The sequence below is a fragment of the Providencia huaxiensis genome (assembly GCF_002843235.3).
Lineage (GTDB): Bacteria > Pseudomonadota > Gammaproteobacteria > Enterobacterales > Enterobacteriaceae > Providencia > Providencia huaxiensis.
In genome coordinates this window covers 2,969,221-2,983,433 of the sequence record NZ_CP031123.2, presented here as the reverse complement: position 1 = coordinate 2,983,433, position 14,213 = coordinate 2,969,221, and the positions used below count along the sequence as shown (strand labels likewise).

Sequence of the window (14,213 nt, the reverse complement as noted above, 5' to 3'; positions counted from 1 at the left end):
CCAGACCCTATGGATTATGTATTAACCTAATTTAACAATTTAGCTGTTGGGAGTGAAACTTATGTGCAGTACTTGTGGATGTGCATCGGGAGAGCGCAAAATCGAGGGTGATGACCATCACGGCCATGCTCACGACCACCATCACGGTCACGATCATCATCACGACCATGACCACCATCACGGCCATGATCACGACCATCACCATGATCATGAACCTCACGGGCAAACGGTGATCATTCATCACCATTACTATCATCAAGGTGATGTTCACAACCACTATCACCAATATGAACCCGCACCTGCTGAAAGCAAATCTAAAAAGCATAAACACAAACATAAGCACAAACATATTTACCAAACCGCAGAGGCAAGTTTTAAACCGGCTGGCGAACATCATGACCTTGATTATGGACACGGTGAAGCGGGTACCTATGCACCGGGGATCAGCCAAAAACGCATGCTACAAATCGAGATGGATGTATTAGATAAAAATAACCATCTGGCAGAGCATAACCGTGAAGATTTTAACCAGAAGAATATTTTAGCGCTAAACCTCGTTTCTAGTCCCGGTTCAGGGAAAACCACGTTGTTAACGGAAACGTTGTTAAGGCTGCGTGACAAAATCAATTGTGCAGTGATTGAAGGTGACCAACAAACCACCAATGATGCACAGCGGATCCGCGAAACGGGTGTGCCTGCGATTCAAGTGAATACAGGAAAAGGCTGCCACCTAGATGCACAAATGGTGCACGATGCAACAGCGCGTTTAGAGTTAGCCGATAACAGCTTATTATTTATTGAAAATGTGGGGAATTTAGTTTGTCCTGCTAGCTTTGATTTGGGCGAGCGCCATAAAGTGGCGGTGCTGTCGGTCACGGAAGGGGAAGATAAACCCCTCAAATACCCACATATGTTTGCGGCAGCAGATATCATGTTATTGAATAAAATTGACTTATTGCCATACCTGAATTTTGATGTCGAAGCCTGTATTGCTAATGCCAAACAGGTGAATCCCAATATCCAAGTTATCCAAGTGTCTGCGACATGCGGCGAAGGGATGGATGCATGGCTGGCATGGTTGGAGACACAGCTATGTGCTTAGGTATTCCGGGCAAAATAGTTGCCGTTGGTGAAGACATTCACCAACTCGCTCAAGTGGATGTTTGTGGTGTAAAACGCGATGTGAATATTGGCCTCATTTGTGAAGGAGAAACCGCTGATTTATTAGGCCAATGGGTATTGGTACACGTCGGTTTTGCCATGAGTATCATCAATGAAGAAGAAGCGCAATCCACTTTGGATGCGTTAACCGCGATGAGCCAGCTAGACCACGAGGTCAGCGATTTTAGTGGTTTAAATGCAGGAGCGGCAGATGCAGTACGTCGATGAATTTCGCGACCCTGTTCTTGCAAAAGCGCTGTTGGCGCATATTCATCAACGGGTGAATGAAATACCCCAAGCGAAACGACGCCCATTACAACTCATGGAAGTCTGTGGTGGTCATACCCACGCGATTTTTAAGTTTGGTATTGACCAGTTATTACCCGCTGAAATTGAGTTTGTTCATGGGCCGGGTTGCCCTGTTTGTGTATTACCAATGGGACGCATTGATGGCTGTATCGAAATTGCGCAGCGCCCAGAGGTTATTTTTTGTACTTATGGCGATGCAATGCGTGTGCCGGGGGAAAAGGGGTCTTTACTCGACGCCAAACGCAATGGGGCGGATGTCCGTATCGTTTATTCACCGTTAGATGCTTTGGCATTGGCAGAGCAGCACCCTCATCGGCAAGTGGTTTTCTTTGGCTTAGGCTTTGAAACCACAATGCCGAGTACGGCAATTACCTTGCAGCAGGCGAAGCGACGCCAATTAGCAAATTTTAGTGTATTTTGCCAGCACATTACGATCATTCCCACCTTGCGTAGCTTACTTGAGCAACCGGATGTCCGTATTGACGGTTTTTTAGCACCGGGACACGTGAGTATGGTGATCGGGGCGCATCCCTACCAATTTATTACCGAAGACTTTCATAAACCCTTGGTGGTCACAGGGTTCGAACCCTTAGATATTTTGCAGTCATTAGCCATGTTAGTTGACCAAATCGCTGATGGCCGTTGTGAGGTAGAAAACCAATATAAACGTGTTGTGGCCGATGAAGGTAACCTGTTGGCAATGAAGGCGTTAGAAGAAGTTTTTGAACTCAAACAAACCAGTGAATGGCGTGGATTGGGGGAAATTGCAGGTTCAGGGGTTCAATTAACTCAAGCTTATCAGTTTTTTGATGCCGAGAAGCGTTTTCAGGTACAACCTCATAAAGTGGCGGATGACCCGCTAGCTCGTTGTGGCGAAGTATTAACAGGGCGCTGCAAACCCAACGAATGTACGTTGTTTGGGCGCCGTTGTACGCCACAAACCGCTTTTGGTGCACTGATGGTTTCTTCTGAAGGCGCCTGTGCAGCTTATTACCAATATCGTCGGGAGGTATAAATGAGTAATCATGTGGTGACGATGGCACATGGTAGTGGTGGGCAGGCTATGCAGCAATTGATTGAACAGTTGTTCTTGCAGGCATTTGCTAACCCAGCGTTGAATGAGCGGGAAGACCAAGCTCGGCTAGCACTGGCGGAAATGACCGCATTGGGCGACCGTTTAGCATTCAGTACTGACAGCTATGTTATCGACCCGATTTTTTTCCCGGGCGGTAATATTGGAAAACTGGCTGTATGCGGTACAGTGAATGACGTCGCAGTCAGTGGTGCGATACCCAAGTATCTTTCTTGCGGCTTTATTTTGGAGGAAGGTTTTCCACTTTCTGAACTTACTTTAATTGTGGAATCGATGGCTGCAACGGCAGCAGCGGCTGGCGTGGCTATTGTGACAGGCGATACCAAAGTGGTACAGCGCGGTGCGGCAGACAAAATTTTTATCAATACAGCAGGTATTGGCGTGATCCCGACCAATATTCAGTGGGGAGCTCAGCATATTCAAGTGGGGGATAAAGTGATTGTCAGTGGTACGTTGGGCGACCACGGAGCCACTATTTTAAACCAACGCGAACAGCTCGGGTTAGAAGCAGAACTTTGCAGTGATTGTGCAGTATTAACACCATTAATCGCCCTGTTACGTGAAATTGATGGCGTTCGTGCATTACGAGATGCAACTCGTGGTGGCGTAACGGCAATATTGCATGAATTTGCCCAAGCCGGCGGCTGTGGAATTGCGGTAAACGAGGGGGATTTACCTGTCTCTTCAGCAGTTAGAGGCGTGTGCGAGCTATTAGGTTTAGAACCGTTAAATTTTGCCAATGAAGGTAAATTAGTGATTGTGGTGAAACCTGAAGCGGAAAATGCGGTACTTGCTGCACTACACCAGCACCCATTAGGGAAAGATGCGACTACGATTGGTTGTGTCACCGAACAGAAACAAGTCAGATTAGTTGGGATCTTCGGTACATCAAGGTTATTAGATTTACCCCACAGTGAGCCTTTACCGCGCATTTGTTAATTGGGCACCCTATAGATAAAACCTATAGGGTGAACAAATGTATTAACGTCTTAACATGCCTTTATCGATAATAAACTCGATAATGGTTTCTAAGCCGACTTTTTTCTTTAAGTTCGTAAACACATAGGGTTTCACTGGGCGCATTCTTGCTGTATCCGCTTCCATGACTTCTAATGAAGCCCCGACATACGGTGCAAGGTCGATTTTATTAATCACCAGTAAATCGGAATGCGTGATCCCCGGGCCGCCTTTACGTGGGATTTTTTCCCCTTCAGCGACATCAATCACATAAATGGTTAAGTCTGCCAGTTCTGGGCTAAATGTCGCACTGAGATTATCGCCACCGCTTTCCACGAATACGATATCGAGGTTTTTATGGCGCATGGCGAGCTCTTCAACTGCGGCTAAGTTCATTGAAGCATCTTCACGAATAGCCGTGTGAGGGCAGCCACCAGTTTCAACACCAATAATGCGGTCTGCATCTAATGCTTCGGCACGGGTTAAAATTTTGGCATCTTCTTGGGTGTAAATATCATTGGTGACAACGGCAATTTGGTAAGTGTCGCGCATGGCTTTACATAACACTTCTAATAATGCAGTTTTTCCTGAGCCAACCGGCCCACCGACACCAATTCTTAAGGGTTGATTATATTCTTGCATAGCATTTTCTCATGAACGAAAAAGTCGTGTGTATTGGGTTTCATGCCGACTACTGGCAATAATTTGTGCTGGGGTAAAGCTGCCAATATCGTCTATTGGCCAGATTGCCGATTGCGTGACCACCTCGGGTATGCGTTCAGCAAGGGTAAATAAGATGTTTTGCCCTGCGCTTTGCCCTAAAGGGATAAGCTTAACACCTGACATCACTGTGTTTTCAAGCCAGCCCCATGCATATGCGGCACATAATTTTTCAACGTCAATCTGCCAATTTACCGCAGCGAGGGCGAAGGCCATTAGCTGAGTTTGTTTAACGCAGCTCAATGTGGTTGTATCAAGCTCAATACCCAGCTGAGGCAGCAAACGGGCAAATGCAATGCCGCGCTGGCGCTCCTCTGACCGTAGTTCTTTGGTTTCACGGCTGGCAATTATAAATTCACACCAATAGGAAACTTTTTCCATATCAGCACTCAATAAGTGGGTGTGGATTTGCCGTAAAACAGGGAGTTCCAATGTCGCAATCGCATGGGTCATTTGTGCCGTTAACCAGCTTGCTAGCGTTTCAGGCGTGGTTACCCAGCCTTTTTCAATGGCCCACTCTAAGCCTTGGGAATAGGTAAATGACCCAACAGGCAAGGACGGGCTGACTAATTGATATAAACGCAAATCCGCTAACATGGATAAACTTCCAAAATATGATTAATGGTGATGATGGTCATCGTGATCGTGATCGTGATGATGATGGTGATGCCCACCGGATGAACCACCATAAGCCCCCGGCTCTGGTTGGTATTTTTCCAAACCAACACTGACGGTCGCACCAAGCCCACGAGCCATATCATCTAAGACATGGTCATGAAAATAACGACACCAGCCTGCTTCGATTTGCAGCGGTACGTGGCGGTTACCTAAGTGATAACAAACACGCGCTAACAGAAGAGGGTCATCACTATAAACGGTTGATACTTGCTCTTTTGCCGCTTCGATGGTGACTAACTCACCCTCTTCAGTGGCTAAGATATCGCCTTCTTTAAGCACGGTACCACGTGGCAGAAACAACCCGGCTTCTTGGCCATCGCTTAAGGTGACTTTTAAGCGGCTCTTTGTGCGCTCATCCATAGTCAAACACAAAGATAACTCGGTGTGTGATGCTTGGTGGTTATCTATAATTTTAATGAATTTTTTCATGTTTGGGTTCTTTCGTCGGGGTCAGAATAAAAAGTAACGTTGTGCCATCGGCAGCTCAATTGCAGGCTCACAAACTAATGGAATACCATCGGCTTTTACGATGTAAGTCTGCGGGTCCAGCTCAATATGTGGCACATAACTATTGTGGATCATGGATGCCTTGCTAATATTCCGGCAGCCTTCCACACGACCAATTTTGCTCTGCAAACCGAGTTTTTCAGGCACGCCAGCATCAATCCCCGCTTTCGACATAAAAATCATCGACGTTTGGTATTTGGCTTTACCTAATGTGCCAAACATTGGACGGTAGTGCACAGGTTGAGGCGTTGGGATAGCCGCGTTGATATCTCCCATAGGGGCATAAGCAACCATGCCGCCTTTCATGATCAAGGCGGGCTTGATGCCAAAAAATGCGGGATCCCACAAGACGATATCCGCGAGTTTACCTTTTCCAATCGACCCGACCTCATGGGCAATACCGTGGGCGATAGCGGGGTTAATGGTGTATTTCGCCACGTAACGTTTGATGCGGTTATTGTCGTTTTCTGGTGTATCGCCTTCTAAAGTTCCGCGCTGTAATTTCATTTTATGAGCGCATTGCCAAGTACGAGTAATCACTTCACCAACACGCCCCATGGCTTGTGAGTCCGAAGACATGACTGAAATGGCGCCCATATCATGCAAAATATCTTCAGCGGCGATGGTTTCACGGCGAATACGGGACTCAGCAAATGCCACATCTTCAGGAATGGACGGGTCTAAGTGGTGGCAAACCATCAACATATCCAAATGCTCATCAACGGTATTGATGGTGTATGGCATGGTTGGATTAGTTGACGCAGGCAGAATATTGGGCTCTCCCACCGATTTGATCACATCAGGGGCGTGGCCGCCACCAGCGCCTTCGGTGTGGAACACGTGGATCACACGCCCAGCGATGGCTTTTACGGTTTCTTCATAAAAACCGCCTTCGTTTAATGTATCGGAGTGGATGGCGACTTGGACATCCATTTCATCAGCCACATTCAAGCAGTTATGGATAGCCATCGGGGTCGCGCCCCAGTCTTCGTGGATTTTCAAGCCGATTGCTCCCGCTTCAATTTGTTCGCGGATAGCCTCGGGTTTACTGACGCAGCCTTTCCCAAACAAACCGACATTAATCGGCAGCTCGTCCACGGCTTGTAACATGCGGTACATATTCCAAATACCAGGCGTGACGGTCGTGGCATTGGTGCCCGCGACAGGGCCGGTTCCGCCACCAATAAAGGTGGTGACGCCTGACACTAAGCCTTCTTCAGCCTGTTGTGGGCAAATAAAGTGAATATGGGTATCAACGCCACCCGCGGTGATAATTTTGCCTTCGCCTGCAACCACTTCAGTACCGGGGCCAATCACGATATCGACATTCGGCTGCACGTCAGGGTTGCCGGCTTTACCAATACCCGCAATGCGGCCATTTTTAATGCCAATATCGGCTTTAACAATGCCCCAATGGTCTAGAATAATGGCGTTGGTGATTATCACATCAACGCATTGGTCGCTGGTTACTTGGCTTTGTCCCATACCGTCACGAATGACCTTACCGCCACCAAATTTGACCTCTTCACCATAAGTCGTGAAATCTTTTTCAATTTCTAAAAATAATTCTGTGTCTGCTAAGCGTAGGCGGTCACCCGTTGTTGGGCCAAACATATCCGCATAGGCTTGCCGTGAGATGGTTTTCATGATTATTTCTCACTCTCTAATTTTCCCATGATCTTGCCATGGAAACCGTAAATTTCTCTTTTACCGCTAAATGCGACTAACTCAACAGTGCGACTCTGTCCGGGCTCAAAACGAACGGCCATTCCCGCAGGGATATTTAAACGAAACCCAAGCGTGCCTTCACGTGCAAATTTTAGCGCTTCGTTCGCTTCGTAAAAATGGTAGTGAGAGCCAATTTGTATCGGGCGGTCGCCTGTATTTGCGACGAGGATTATTTGGGTTTCTCGGCCTGCATTGAGTTCGATGTCACCTAAAGCTTGATTGACTTTAATTTCACCGGGGATCATGTTGCCTCCTATACAATTGGGTCGTGGATAGAAACCAACTTTGTTCCATCAGGAAATGTACATTCCACTTGGATGTCTTTGATCATTTCTGGCACGCCTTCCATTACTTGCTCTGCGGTTAACACGGTTCTGCCTTCGCTCATTAATTGGGCAACCGTTTTGCCATCGCGGGCACCTTCCATAATCGCACAACTGATTAGCGCGACCGCTTCAGGGTAATTGAGCTTTAATCCACGCGCTAAACGCCTTTCTGCGACGAGGCCTGCCGTAAAAAGCAATAATTTATCTTTTTCTCTTGGGGTTAGTTCCATTTTTTGCTCCTAAAAAAACGTTTATGTTGCCCAAATACGCGGTGGCTCAGGGCAATAACCTAACCAGTATTGCCTTGTTGCCTGCCAAATATGGGCAAAACAGGCCATCATTGGCTCGGTTTGGGAGCCTAATAGCCGCAAAACTAAAATACCGTCCACATCAGTTAGCCCATACTCAAGCGGCCTAGCATCTGTAGAGAAAAAACAGGCCAAGCTATCTTGAAGTTCAGCTTTCAACTCATCGCTGGCGGGGTAGATATACAAAGAACCGATCATGGGAAACTCACGCATGACAGCCGACTGTTTTTGAGAACCGTCGATAAAGATAGATTCCGCCAGGGTGAGCTTGTCATCAATATAAAACTGCAATCGGCCCCGAATATTACCGTTGTCGAATTGCTCGTTTAATACCGGGCGGCCTAAACACTGGATTTCCCAGCCGATAAATTTTGATGAACTGGCGATCCGCACATGGGTCTCTAAGCGAACTTGCGCCTCAGGGAAAAAAATATTTTCTTGAGGTAACCACTCTAAGAACCCATTAGGTGACACAGTTAAGGTTTGTACTTGCCGTGCAATACCGCCCGCACTACGATAAAATTTTGTCGCCCCAGGCGTGGTCAATAGCGCATGGGCGTGTGGTTGAACATCAATATTGATAAGAAGTTTATCCCCCCCGACAACGCCACCGGGTGGATGAAGTAAATACGTGTGTGCAATTCCTTGCTCGGGGTAGAATGGCCGCTGAACCATTAAAGGGCCGATATGTTGTTTATCCGTTAAGCGGGTGACGCCACGTTTTAGTTCATATCGTAAAAAGATTTCAGCTAACCAGCCTGATCCTGAAAAATCAGACATACTTTCTCCTGCAACTCAGTCAACTAAAAATACGCGAACATGTTTAGCTATAGCCCAAACAAAAATTGGGTACTTATGATGTAAAAGCTAATGCAAGTAGGGTAGGATGAGAATGAACACTAAAATTATTATTATGCAGTGTTGTCAGCTACATTTGTCTGCCGCGCGATTCTACACCTTATATCGAAATTTGCCTTTCAATTAAACAGCATTTTATTTAGAAAATATAACAACCATCAAAATAACAGTAAAAAATGAGCGTATATCTATATTGCGATTTCAGCGTAACAGGACTATATTCTCAGCCGCACTGATATGGGGTGGAGATGTTTTACGACGTTACCTTATATCTATTCAACAATCCCTTTTCTTGGGAAGTCATTCTGACATTAACGGCAGTTTATAGAGATTATGGAATATAAATTCTTTCTTTCGAAAAGCCAAATGGTGTTAAAAGCGTTTTATATTGAAAGCGCGATGATAGCCATGCTAACTGGCGCGAAAGGAAATATCGTGATCAATGGCCAATCCATTGAAATTGAAAGCGATGTCACCTTAATTATTCCTAAATACAGCCAAGTTTCCTGCAATATTGTGTGTAACACCGTGAAGCAGCCGCTTGAGTTACACACCTTGTCGATGTCAGCAGAAGAATTACAAGCGGTATTTTTATTACTGAAAACATTGATGAAGTCTGGTGCGCCTCTGACTAGCCACCAACCGATTTACCATATTTCTCCCCCAGAAACCGTGAGAGATAACTTTAGTTTGTTAAAACAATGCTTACCATTAGAAAAACAGAGTGAATCCCAAGAAGCATTGTTAATGAAACAGAGCCTATATTTTATTTTAATGGCGATATATCAAGAAGGTATCGATATTCTGAATCTTTTTCGTTTCAATTATGATGAACCGAAAAACCAAGCGATTACCCATTTGATAACTCAAGAACCGCAAAAAAAATGGCATTTAGACGATGTTGCGAAAGCGTTATTTACGACACCTTCAACATTGCGCCGCCATTTGAACCGCGAAGGGGTGTCTTTTCGTCAATTATTGTTAGATGTTCGCATGGGGATGGCGTTGAATTATTTGACGTTTTCGAACTATTCTGTTTTTCAAATTAGTCATCGCTGCGGCTTTGGTAGCAATGCTTATTTTTGTGATGTTTTTAAGCGAAAATATAATATGACACCTTCCCAGTTTCGGTTGCAATCAAGGCAGTCGAATGACCCTAATTTTATTACTAATTTGTCCTTGCGTTCTAACCCAATTGAATTTGACAAAGAAATAGATGAGTAGTTGTTAAGGTAGGTCAAATAACGACTTAATTTTAGCGGTTTCTCGATTAAATTCGCTGTTCTATTGATGTAGCGCCTAGCAATCAAGACATTAAATTTAATATAACTCATATTTGCTACCTTACACTTAGTAAATATCTCACCGATAGCGACATCAATGAAAATAACGACATTGGTGGTTTGAAATAAAAAATAAAACCTATCTATAGAGGGATGTATGATTAAAAATATCGTTGCAGCAATGTGCCTGATGGGGCTCACACTGCAAGCTCAAGCTGTGGAACCTACTCAATCACAAACCTTACGTTTAGCGATTGGCTCAGAGCCGACTGAAGGTTTTGACCCTATGCTTGGGTGGAGCCACGGCAGCTACCTACTGTTGCATAGCCCATTACTGAAACAAAAAGCTGACCTTTCATGGCATAGCTATATGCTTGAAAGTTATCAACATAATGCAGATGGTAAACAGTGGACACTCAAGCTGAAAAAAGGCTTAAAATTTTCCGATGGCTCTCCATTGACCGCCAAAGATGTGGTTTTTACCTATAACAATGCCGCAGCAAGTGGCGGTAAGGTGGACATGGGCAACTTTGCCAAAGCAGAGGAAATTGACCCACTCACCGTAAAAATCACGTTATCTTCCCCACAAAGTACCTTTGTGAATGTACTAGGCTCGTTAGGGATTGTTTGTGCCGATAAATATGATGCGAAAACCTATGCACATAACCCGATTGGCGCAGGCCCTTATCGCTTAGTCGCATTCCAGCCGGGGCAGCAACTGATTGTTGAGCAAAATCCATATTATGCAGGGCCAAAAAATGCCTTTGGTAAAATGGTCTTTGTTTTCCTTGATGAAGATGCGGCCTTTGCTGCAGCACAAAGCAATCAACTGGAAATCGTCCGTATTCCCGCTGCGGTAGCGGCAAATGCCAATAATGTGAAAAATATGAAATTGGTTGAACGCTATAGTGTGGAAAATCGCGGTATCTCTTTCCCAATTCCACCTGCGGGTGAGAAAGATGCTCAAGGTAACCCTATCGGTAACGACATCACTTCTGATGTTGCTGTCCGTAAAGCGATTAACTATGCACTTGACCGTAAACTATTGGCAGAATCTGTATTGGAAGGCTTTGCCGTACCGGCTTATACCGGCGTCGCGGGGCTGCCATGGAATAACCCAGACTCCGCTTTTAAAGATGGCGATCTTGAGAAAGCGAAATCCATTTTAGAAGAGGCGGGGTGGACGCTAAACAAAGATGGCTTAAGGGAAAAAGACGGTAAAGTGGCTAAGCTAACCTTATGGTATGCGAGTGGCGATACCACACGCCGCGATTTGGCTCAGGCTATTCGTTCAAGCTTAAAACCGATTGGTATCGAAATGGATTTAAAATCGGGGAGCTGGGAAACCGTTGAACTCAATATGCATGCGAATCCAACACTGTTTGGTTGGGGAAGCTTAGACCCGATGGAGATTGTCCATAATTACAGCAGCAAGGCTGCGGGTGTTGGCTTTTACAACCCGGGTTATTATAAAAATGCTGAAGTCGATCAATTGATTGAAAAAGCGTTAGCGCAAGCTGACCAAGACGCAGCGATCCCGTTATGGCAACAAGTGGATTGGAACGGTAACACAGGGGTGGGTATTAAAGGTGATGCCCCATGGGCTTGGTTGATGAACCTGCAACATATTTATTTACTGAATAATTGTGTTGATTTAGGCACCAGTGCCCCTGAAATTCACGGCTCTTGGTCAGTGTTAAATAATGTCGATGAATGGGCGTGGACCTGTCAGTAATGCGAACCGCACTCGGGCTTTTATTACGATTTATTTGCTTATTAACCGTAACGGCAGCAGGAATTTTTATCCTGCTGAGTTACTCGCCTATTGATCCAATAAAAGCCTATATCGGCAATGACTTACTGCACGTTCCCCCTGAGCAATATGCGCTCATTGCTGCTCTATGGGGGCTTGATCAGCCACTGTGGGTTCAGTTCTGGCGCTGGTTTTCGCAAGTCTTACAGGGGGATTTGGGCTATTCCATGCTCTATAACACCCCAGTAATTCAAGTGATTGCTGACCGCCTTGTGCCTTCTTTAGCCCTACTTATTAGTTCTTGGCTGTTCTCTGGCGTTGTTGGTTTTGCGTTGGGTTTGGTCGCGGGACGTTATTTAAACCGCTGGCCAGACAAACTTATTTCAACGTTATGCTATTTACTTGCTTCAATTCCTGTTTTTTGGGTGGGTTTGCTGTTGTTGTCTCTGTTTGCGGTGACATTACAGTGGGCGCCGATATGCTGTGCTTGGCCGATAGGCTTGGATGAGCAAACGGCAACATTTTCACAAAAACTTCATCACCTGGTTTTACCTGTCATTGCGTTGGGTATGTTAGGCGTCGGCAATATCGCACTGCATACACGTGCCAAAGTGGTTGAGGTGATGAGCAGTGAATTTATTCATTATGCACAAGCCCAAGGAGATAAAGGCTGGTCGATGATAGGCTTTCATGTCCTAAAGCATGCCATCACCCCCGCAATTTGTTTACAGTTTGCGTCTATTGGTGAGTTATTAAGCGGGGCATTATTAGCAGAGAAAGTTTTTGCCTATCCAGGCTTAGGTCAGGCGACGATTGATGCGGGGCTACGTGGAGACATTCCCTTATTGATGGGGATCGTGATGTTATGTGCTGCGCTAATATTTTTTAGCAATACGGTAGCCGACAGCTTGCTAAAAAAAGTGAATAAGGGAGTGATGAGGTAGTCATGACATATAACCCGAATCGCGCTTTGCTTAAGTTAGCTTTCTCGTTGCTTTTATTGGTCATCGTCAGTATCTATGCGTTTGGTTTCTCCCTCAATGATATTGAAATGAATTTACTCGATAGGCGGCTGCCTCCGTCGTGGGCACATCTATTTGGTACAGATAATTTAGGGCGTGACTTATTTGCCAGAACCTTTCAAGGTGTGGCAACCAGTTTGCAAATCGGCCTTATGGCTGCCATTACCAGTGGTTTTATTGCACTTGTCATGGCGGGGTTATCTTCAATAAGCAAAGCCATGGACTATGTGGTGCGTGGTATTATTGATGCCATGTTGGCATTACCCCATCTTTTATTGCTGGTATTGATTTGTTTCACGTTGGGAGGCGGAAAAATGGGGGTTATTTGGGCGGTTGCACTGACACATTGGCCAAAACTAGCCTTAATTTTACGTTCGGAGTTACAACGAGTTAGCCAGTCAGATTACATTATGTTATCTCAACGTATTGGTAACAGTGCATTTTATCGCTGGCGCTATCACTACTTACCCATGATTTTGCCGCAATGGATGGTAGGAACGTTATTAATGTTTCCCCACGCAGTATTACACAGCGCAGCATTAAGTTTTTTAGGTTTTGGTTTATCGCCCCATGAGCCCTCACTGGGCATTTTATTGTCTGATGCGTTGCGTTATCTCAGCACAGGAGCTTGGTGGCTGGTGGTTTTTCCAGGCGTTGCCTTAGTTGGATTAGTGTTATTATTTGACCAATTTGCCAAAGCCTTGCAGCAGTTATGGTTGAAGGGGGCCGTATGTTGAGTCTTGATAATCTCACCGTGGATGTCGCGCAATTTCGTTGGTTAGGGCGTAAACGTTGGGCGCCATTACTACAAGGGATTTCCTTGGATATTCAGCCCGGTGAGATGGTTGCACTGGTAGGTGGGAGCGGAGAAGGTAAGAGCTTGTTATTACAGAGTGTTTTGGGGTTGCTTCCCCATAATATGCGCTGTCGTGGCGGTATTCACCTTAATGGTAAAAAACTGACCGAACAAAACAAAGCGCAGCACCGTGGTAACGCATTATGTTATATCCCTCAAGGGGTTAGCGCACTTAATCCGTTAATTCGTATCGGCCCACAATTAGAACGTGCCGCTGTGTTAAGTGGGCAGCACATTAAAATGCACGATGTCGCGCGGCATTTACAGCAATATAATCTACAAAGCTCACTCGTGGATAGCTACCCAAACCAGTTATCTGGTGGAATGGCAAAACGGGTACTTGCCAGCAGTGCGACACTCTCCTGCGCACAATATATTTTAGCGGATGAAATTTCATCATGGTTGGATGATGACCATGCTATGCAGCTACTCGAAAACATTAAATCGCTCTGCCACGATGGCCGAGGTGTTTTATGGGTCACCCATGATTTGTCCATGGCAGTGCGTTTTGCTGACCGTATTGCCTTATTGCGTAACGGAGCATTGGAAGAAGTGTTAAGTAGCCAAACGCTACAACAAGGTGGCGGTGGAAAATGGCTGCAGTCGTTGTGGAATGCGTTACCGGAACATCAATTTATGGCAAGTAAATGAGTA

General features: G+C 45.5%; 16 protein-coding genes. 9 read left to right on the top strand and 7 right to left on the bottom strand.

The window, feature by feature from the left end:
- Positions 1-61 precede the first annotated feature (61 nt).
- From hypB to hypE, 4 genes are read left to right on the top strand one after another with little or no spacing between them, the layout of a single operon-like run.
- A complete protein-coding gene (gene hypB, locus CYG50_RS15345) occupies positions 62-1,102 on the top strand; it encodes a hydrogenase nickel incorporation protein HypB (protein ID WP_102137876.1) in 1,041 nt (346 codons plus the stop codon).
- Entirely contained in the window at positions 1,093-1,389 is a 297-nt protein-coding gene (gene hybG, locus CYG50_RS15340) for a hydrogenase maturation factor HybG (RefSeq protein ID WP_004257928.1), read from the top strand. Before hypB ends, hybG begins: the two co-directional genes overlap by 10 nt.
- Positions 1,373-2,485 (top strand): hydrogenase formation protein HypD, encoded by a 1,113-nt coding sequence (gene hypD, locus CYG50_RS15335; RefSeq protein WP_102137875.1) that lies wholly within the window; start codon positions 1,373-1,375, stop codon positions 2,483-2,485. The genes hybG and hypD overlap by 17 nt, the downstream gene beginning before the upstream one ends.
- On the top strand, positions 2,486-3,502 hold the full coding sequence (gene hypE / locus CYG50_RS15330) for a hydrogenase expression/formation protein HypE (protein ID WP_102137874.1): 1,017 nt from the start codon (positions 2,486-2,488) through the stop codon (positions 3,500-3,502).
- A gap of 42 nt (positions 3,503-3,544) precedes the next feature.
- Here the strand turns inward: hypE and ureG are convergent, their stop codons facing one another.
- From ureG to CYG50_RS15295, 7 genes are read right to left on the bottom strand one after another with little or no spacing between them, the layout of a single operon-like run.
- Positions 3,545-4,162 carry an urease accessory protein UreG gene (ureG, locus tag CYG50_RS15325; RefSeq protein ID WP_004908472.1) on the bottom strand — a complete coding sequence of 206 codons (618 nt, stop codon included), beginning with the start codon at positions 4,160-4,162 and terminating at the stop codon, positions 3,545-3,547.
- Positions 4,163-4,171: 9 nt separating this feature from the next.
- A complete protein-coding gene (locus CYG50_RS15320; protein WP_102137873.1) occupies positions 4,172-4,837 on the bottom strand; it encodes an urease accessory protein UreF in 666 nt (221 codons plus the stop codon).
- Positions 4,838-4,858: 21 nt separating this feature from the next.
- Complete coding sequence (gene ureE, locus CYG50_RS15315; RefSeq protein ID WP_102137872.1) at positions 4,859-5,347, bottom strand: urease accessory protein UreE; 489 nt, start codon at positions 5,345-5,347, stop codon at positions 4,859-4,861.
- Positions 5,348-5,368: 21 nt separating this feature from the next.
- A complete protein-coding gene (ureC, locus tag CYG50_RS15310; protein WP_102137871.1) occupies positions 5,369-7,072 on the bottom strand; it encodes an urease subunit alpha in 1,704 nt (567 codons plus the stop codon).
- Positions 7,073-7,074: 2 nt separating this feature from the next.
- Entirely contained in the window at positions 7,075-7,398 is a 324-nt protein-coding gene (locus CYG50_RS15305; RefSeq protein ID WP_102137870.1) for an urease subunit beta, read from the bottom strand.
- An 8-nt stretch (positions 7,399-7,406) separates the two neighbouring features.
- The gene (locus tag CYG50_RS15300; RefSeq protein WP_004908484.1) at positions 7,407-7,709 is read right to left on the bottom strand and encodes an urease subunit gamma; all 303 of its coding nucleotides are present in this window, start codon (positions 7,707-7,709) and stop codon (positions 7,407-7,409) included.
- A gap of 21 nt (positions 7,710-7,730) precedes the next feature.
- On the bottom strand, positions 7,731-8,567 hold the full coding sequence (locus tag CYG50_RS15295) for an urease accessory protein UreD (protein ID WP_102137869.1): 837 nt from the start codon (positions 8,565-8,567) through the stop codon (positions 7,731-7,733).
- Positions 8,568-8,978: 411 nt separating this feature from the next.
- Here CYG50_RS15295 and CYG50_RS15290 point away from each other — a divergent pair, with 411 nt between their 5' ends.
- From CYG50_RS15290 to CYG50_RS15270, 5 genes are all read left to right on the top strand, one after another.
- Positions 8,979-9,869, top strand: a complete 891-nt coding sequence (locus CYG50_RS15290) for an AraC family transcriptional regulator (protein ID WP_102137868.1) — start codon at positions 8,979-8,981, stop codon at positions 9,867-9,869.
- A gap of 240 nt (positions 9,870-10,109) precedes the next feature.
- Positions 10,110-11,663, top strand: coding sequence for an ABC transporter substrate-binding protein (locus CYG50_RS15285; RefSeq protein WP_229597618.1), 1,554 nt, complete (start codon positions 10,110-10,112; stop codon positions 11,661-11,663).
- Complete coding sequence (locus CYG50_RS15280) at positions 11,663-12,625, top strand: ABC transporter permease (protein WP_102137866.1); 963 nt, start codon at positions 11,663-11,665, stop codon at positions 12,623-12,625. Before CYG50_RS15285 ends, CYG50_RS15280 begins: the two co-directional genes overlap by 1 nt.
- Before the next feature lie 2 nt (positions 12,626-12,627).
- Complete coding sequence (locus CYG50_RS15275; RefSeq protein ID WP_102137865.1) at positions 12,628-13,440, top strand: ABC transporter permease; 813 nt, start codon at positions 12,628-12,630, stop codon at positions 13,438-13,440.
- A complete protein-coding gene (locus CYG50_RS15270; RefSeq protein ID WP_102137864.1) occupies positions 13,434-14,210 on the top strand; it encodes an ATP-binding cassette domain-containing protein in 777 nt (258 codons plus the stop codon). Before CYG50_RS15275 ends, CYG50_RS15270 begins: the two co-directional genes overlap by 7 nt.
- Positions 14,211-14,213 lie beyond the last annotated feature (3 nt).

What these genes read in the sequence shown, in the direction of transcription:
- hypB (WP_102137876.1), top strand. Translation starts at nt 62, where the DNA reads ATGTGCAGTACTTGTGGATGTGCATCGGGAGAGCGCAAAATCGAGGGT.
- hybG (WP_004257928.1), top strand. Translation starts at nt 1,093, where the DNA reads ATGTGCTTAGGTATTCCGGGCAAAATAGTTGCCGTTGGTGAAGACATT.
- hypD (WP_102137875.1), top strand. Translation starts at nt 1,373, where the DNA reads ATGCAGTACGTCGATGAATTTCGCGACCCTGTTCTTGCAAAAGCGCTG.
- hypE (WP_102137874.1), top strand. Translation starts at nt 2,486, where the DNA reads ATGAGTAATCATGTGGTGACGATGGCACATGGTAGTGGTGGGCAGGCT.
- ureG (WP_004908472.1), bottom strand. Translation starts at nt 4,162, where the DNA reads ATGCAAGAATATAATCAACCCTTAAGAATTGGTGTCGGTGGGCCGGTT.
- CYG50_RS15320 (WP_102137873.1), bottom strand. Translation starts at nt 4,837, where the DNA reads ATGTTAGCGGATTTGCGTTTATATCAATTAGTCAGCCCGTCCTTGCCT.
- ureE (WP_102137872.1), bottom strand. Translation starts at nt 5,347, where the DNA reads ATGAAAAAATTCATTAAAATTATAGATAACCACCAAGCATCACACACC.
- ureC (WP_102137871.1), bottom strand. Translation starts at nt 7,072, where the DNA reads ATGAAAACCATCTCACGGCAAGCCTATGCGGATATGTTTGGCCCAACA.
- CYG50_RS15305 (WP_102137870.1), bottom strand. Translation starts at nt 7,398, where the DNA reads ATGATCCCCGGTGAAATTAAAGTCAATCAAGCTTTAGGTGACATCGAA.
- CYG50_RS15300 (WP_004908484.1), bottom strand. Translation starts at nt 7,709, where the DNA reads ATGGAACTAACCCCAAGAGAAAAAGATAAATTATTGCTTTTTACGGCA.
- CYG50_RS15295 (WP_102137869.1), bottom strand. Translation starts at nt 8,567, where the DNA reads ATGTCTGATTTTTCAGGATCAGGCTGGTTAGCTGAAATCTTTTTACGA.
- CYG50_RS15290 (WP_102137868.1), top strand. Translation starts at nt 8,979, where the DNA reads ATGGAATATAAATTCTTTCTTTCGAAAAGCCAAATGGTGTTAAAAGCG.
- CYG50_RS15285 (WP_229597618.1), top strand. Translation starts at nt 10,110, where the DNA reads ATGTGCCTGATGGGGCTCACACTGCAAGCTCAAGCTGTGGAACCTACT.
- CYG50_RS15280 (WP_102137866.1), top strand. Translation starts at nt 11,663, where the DNA reads ATGCGAACCGCACTCGGGCTTTTATTACGATTTATTTGCTTATTAACC.
- CYG50_RS15275 (WP_102137865.1), top strand. Translation starts at nt 12,628, where the DNA reads ATGACATATAACCCGAATCGCGCTTTGCTTAAGTTAGCTTTCTCGTTG.
- CYG50_RS15270 (WP_102137864.1), top strand. Translation starts at nt 13,434, where the DNA reads ATGTTGAGTCTTGATAATCTCACCGTGGATGTCGCGCAATTTCGTTGG.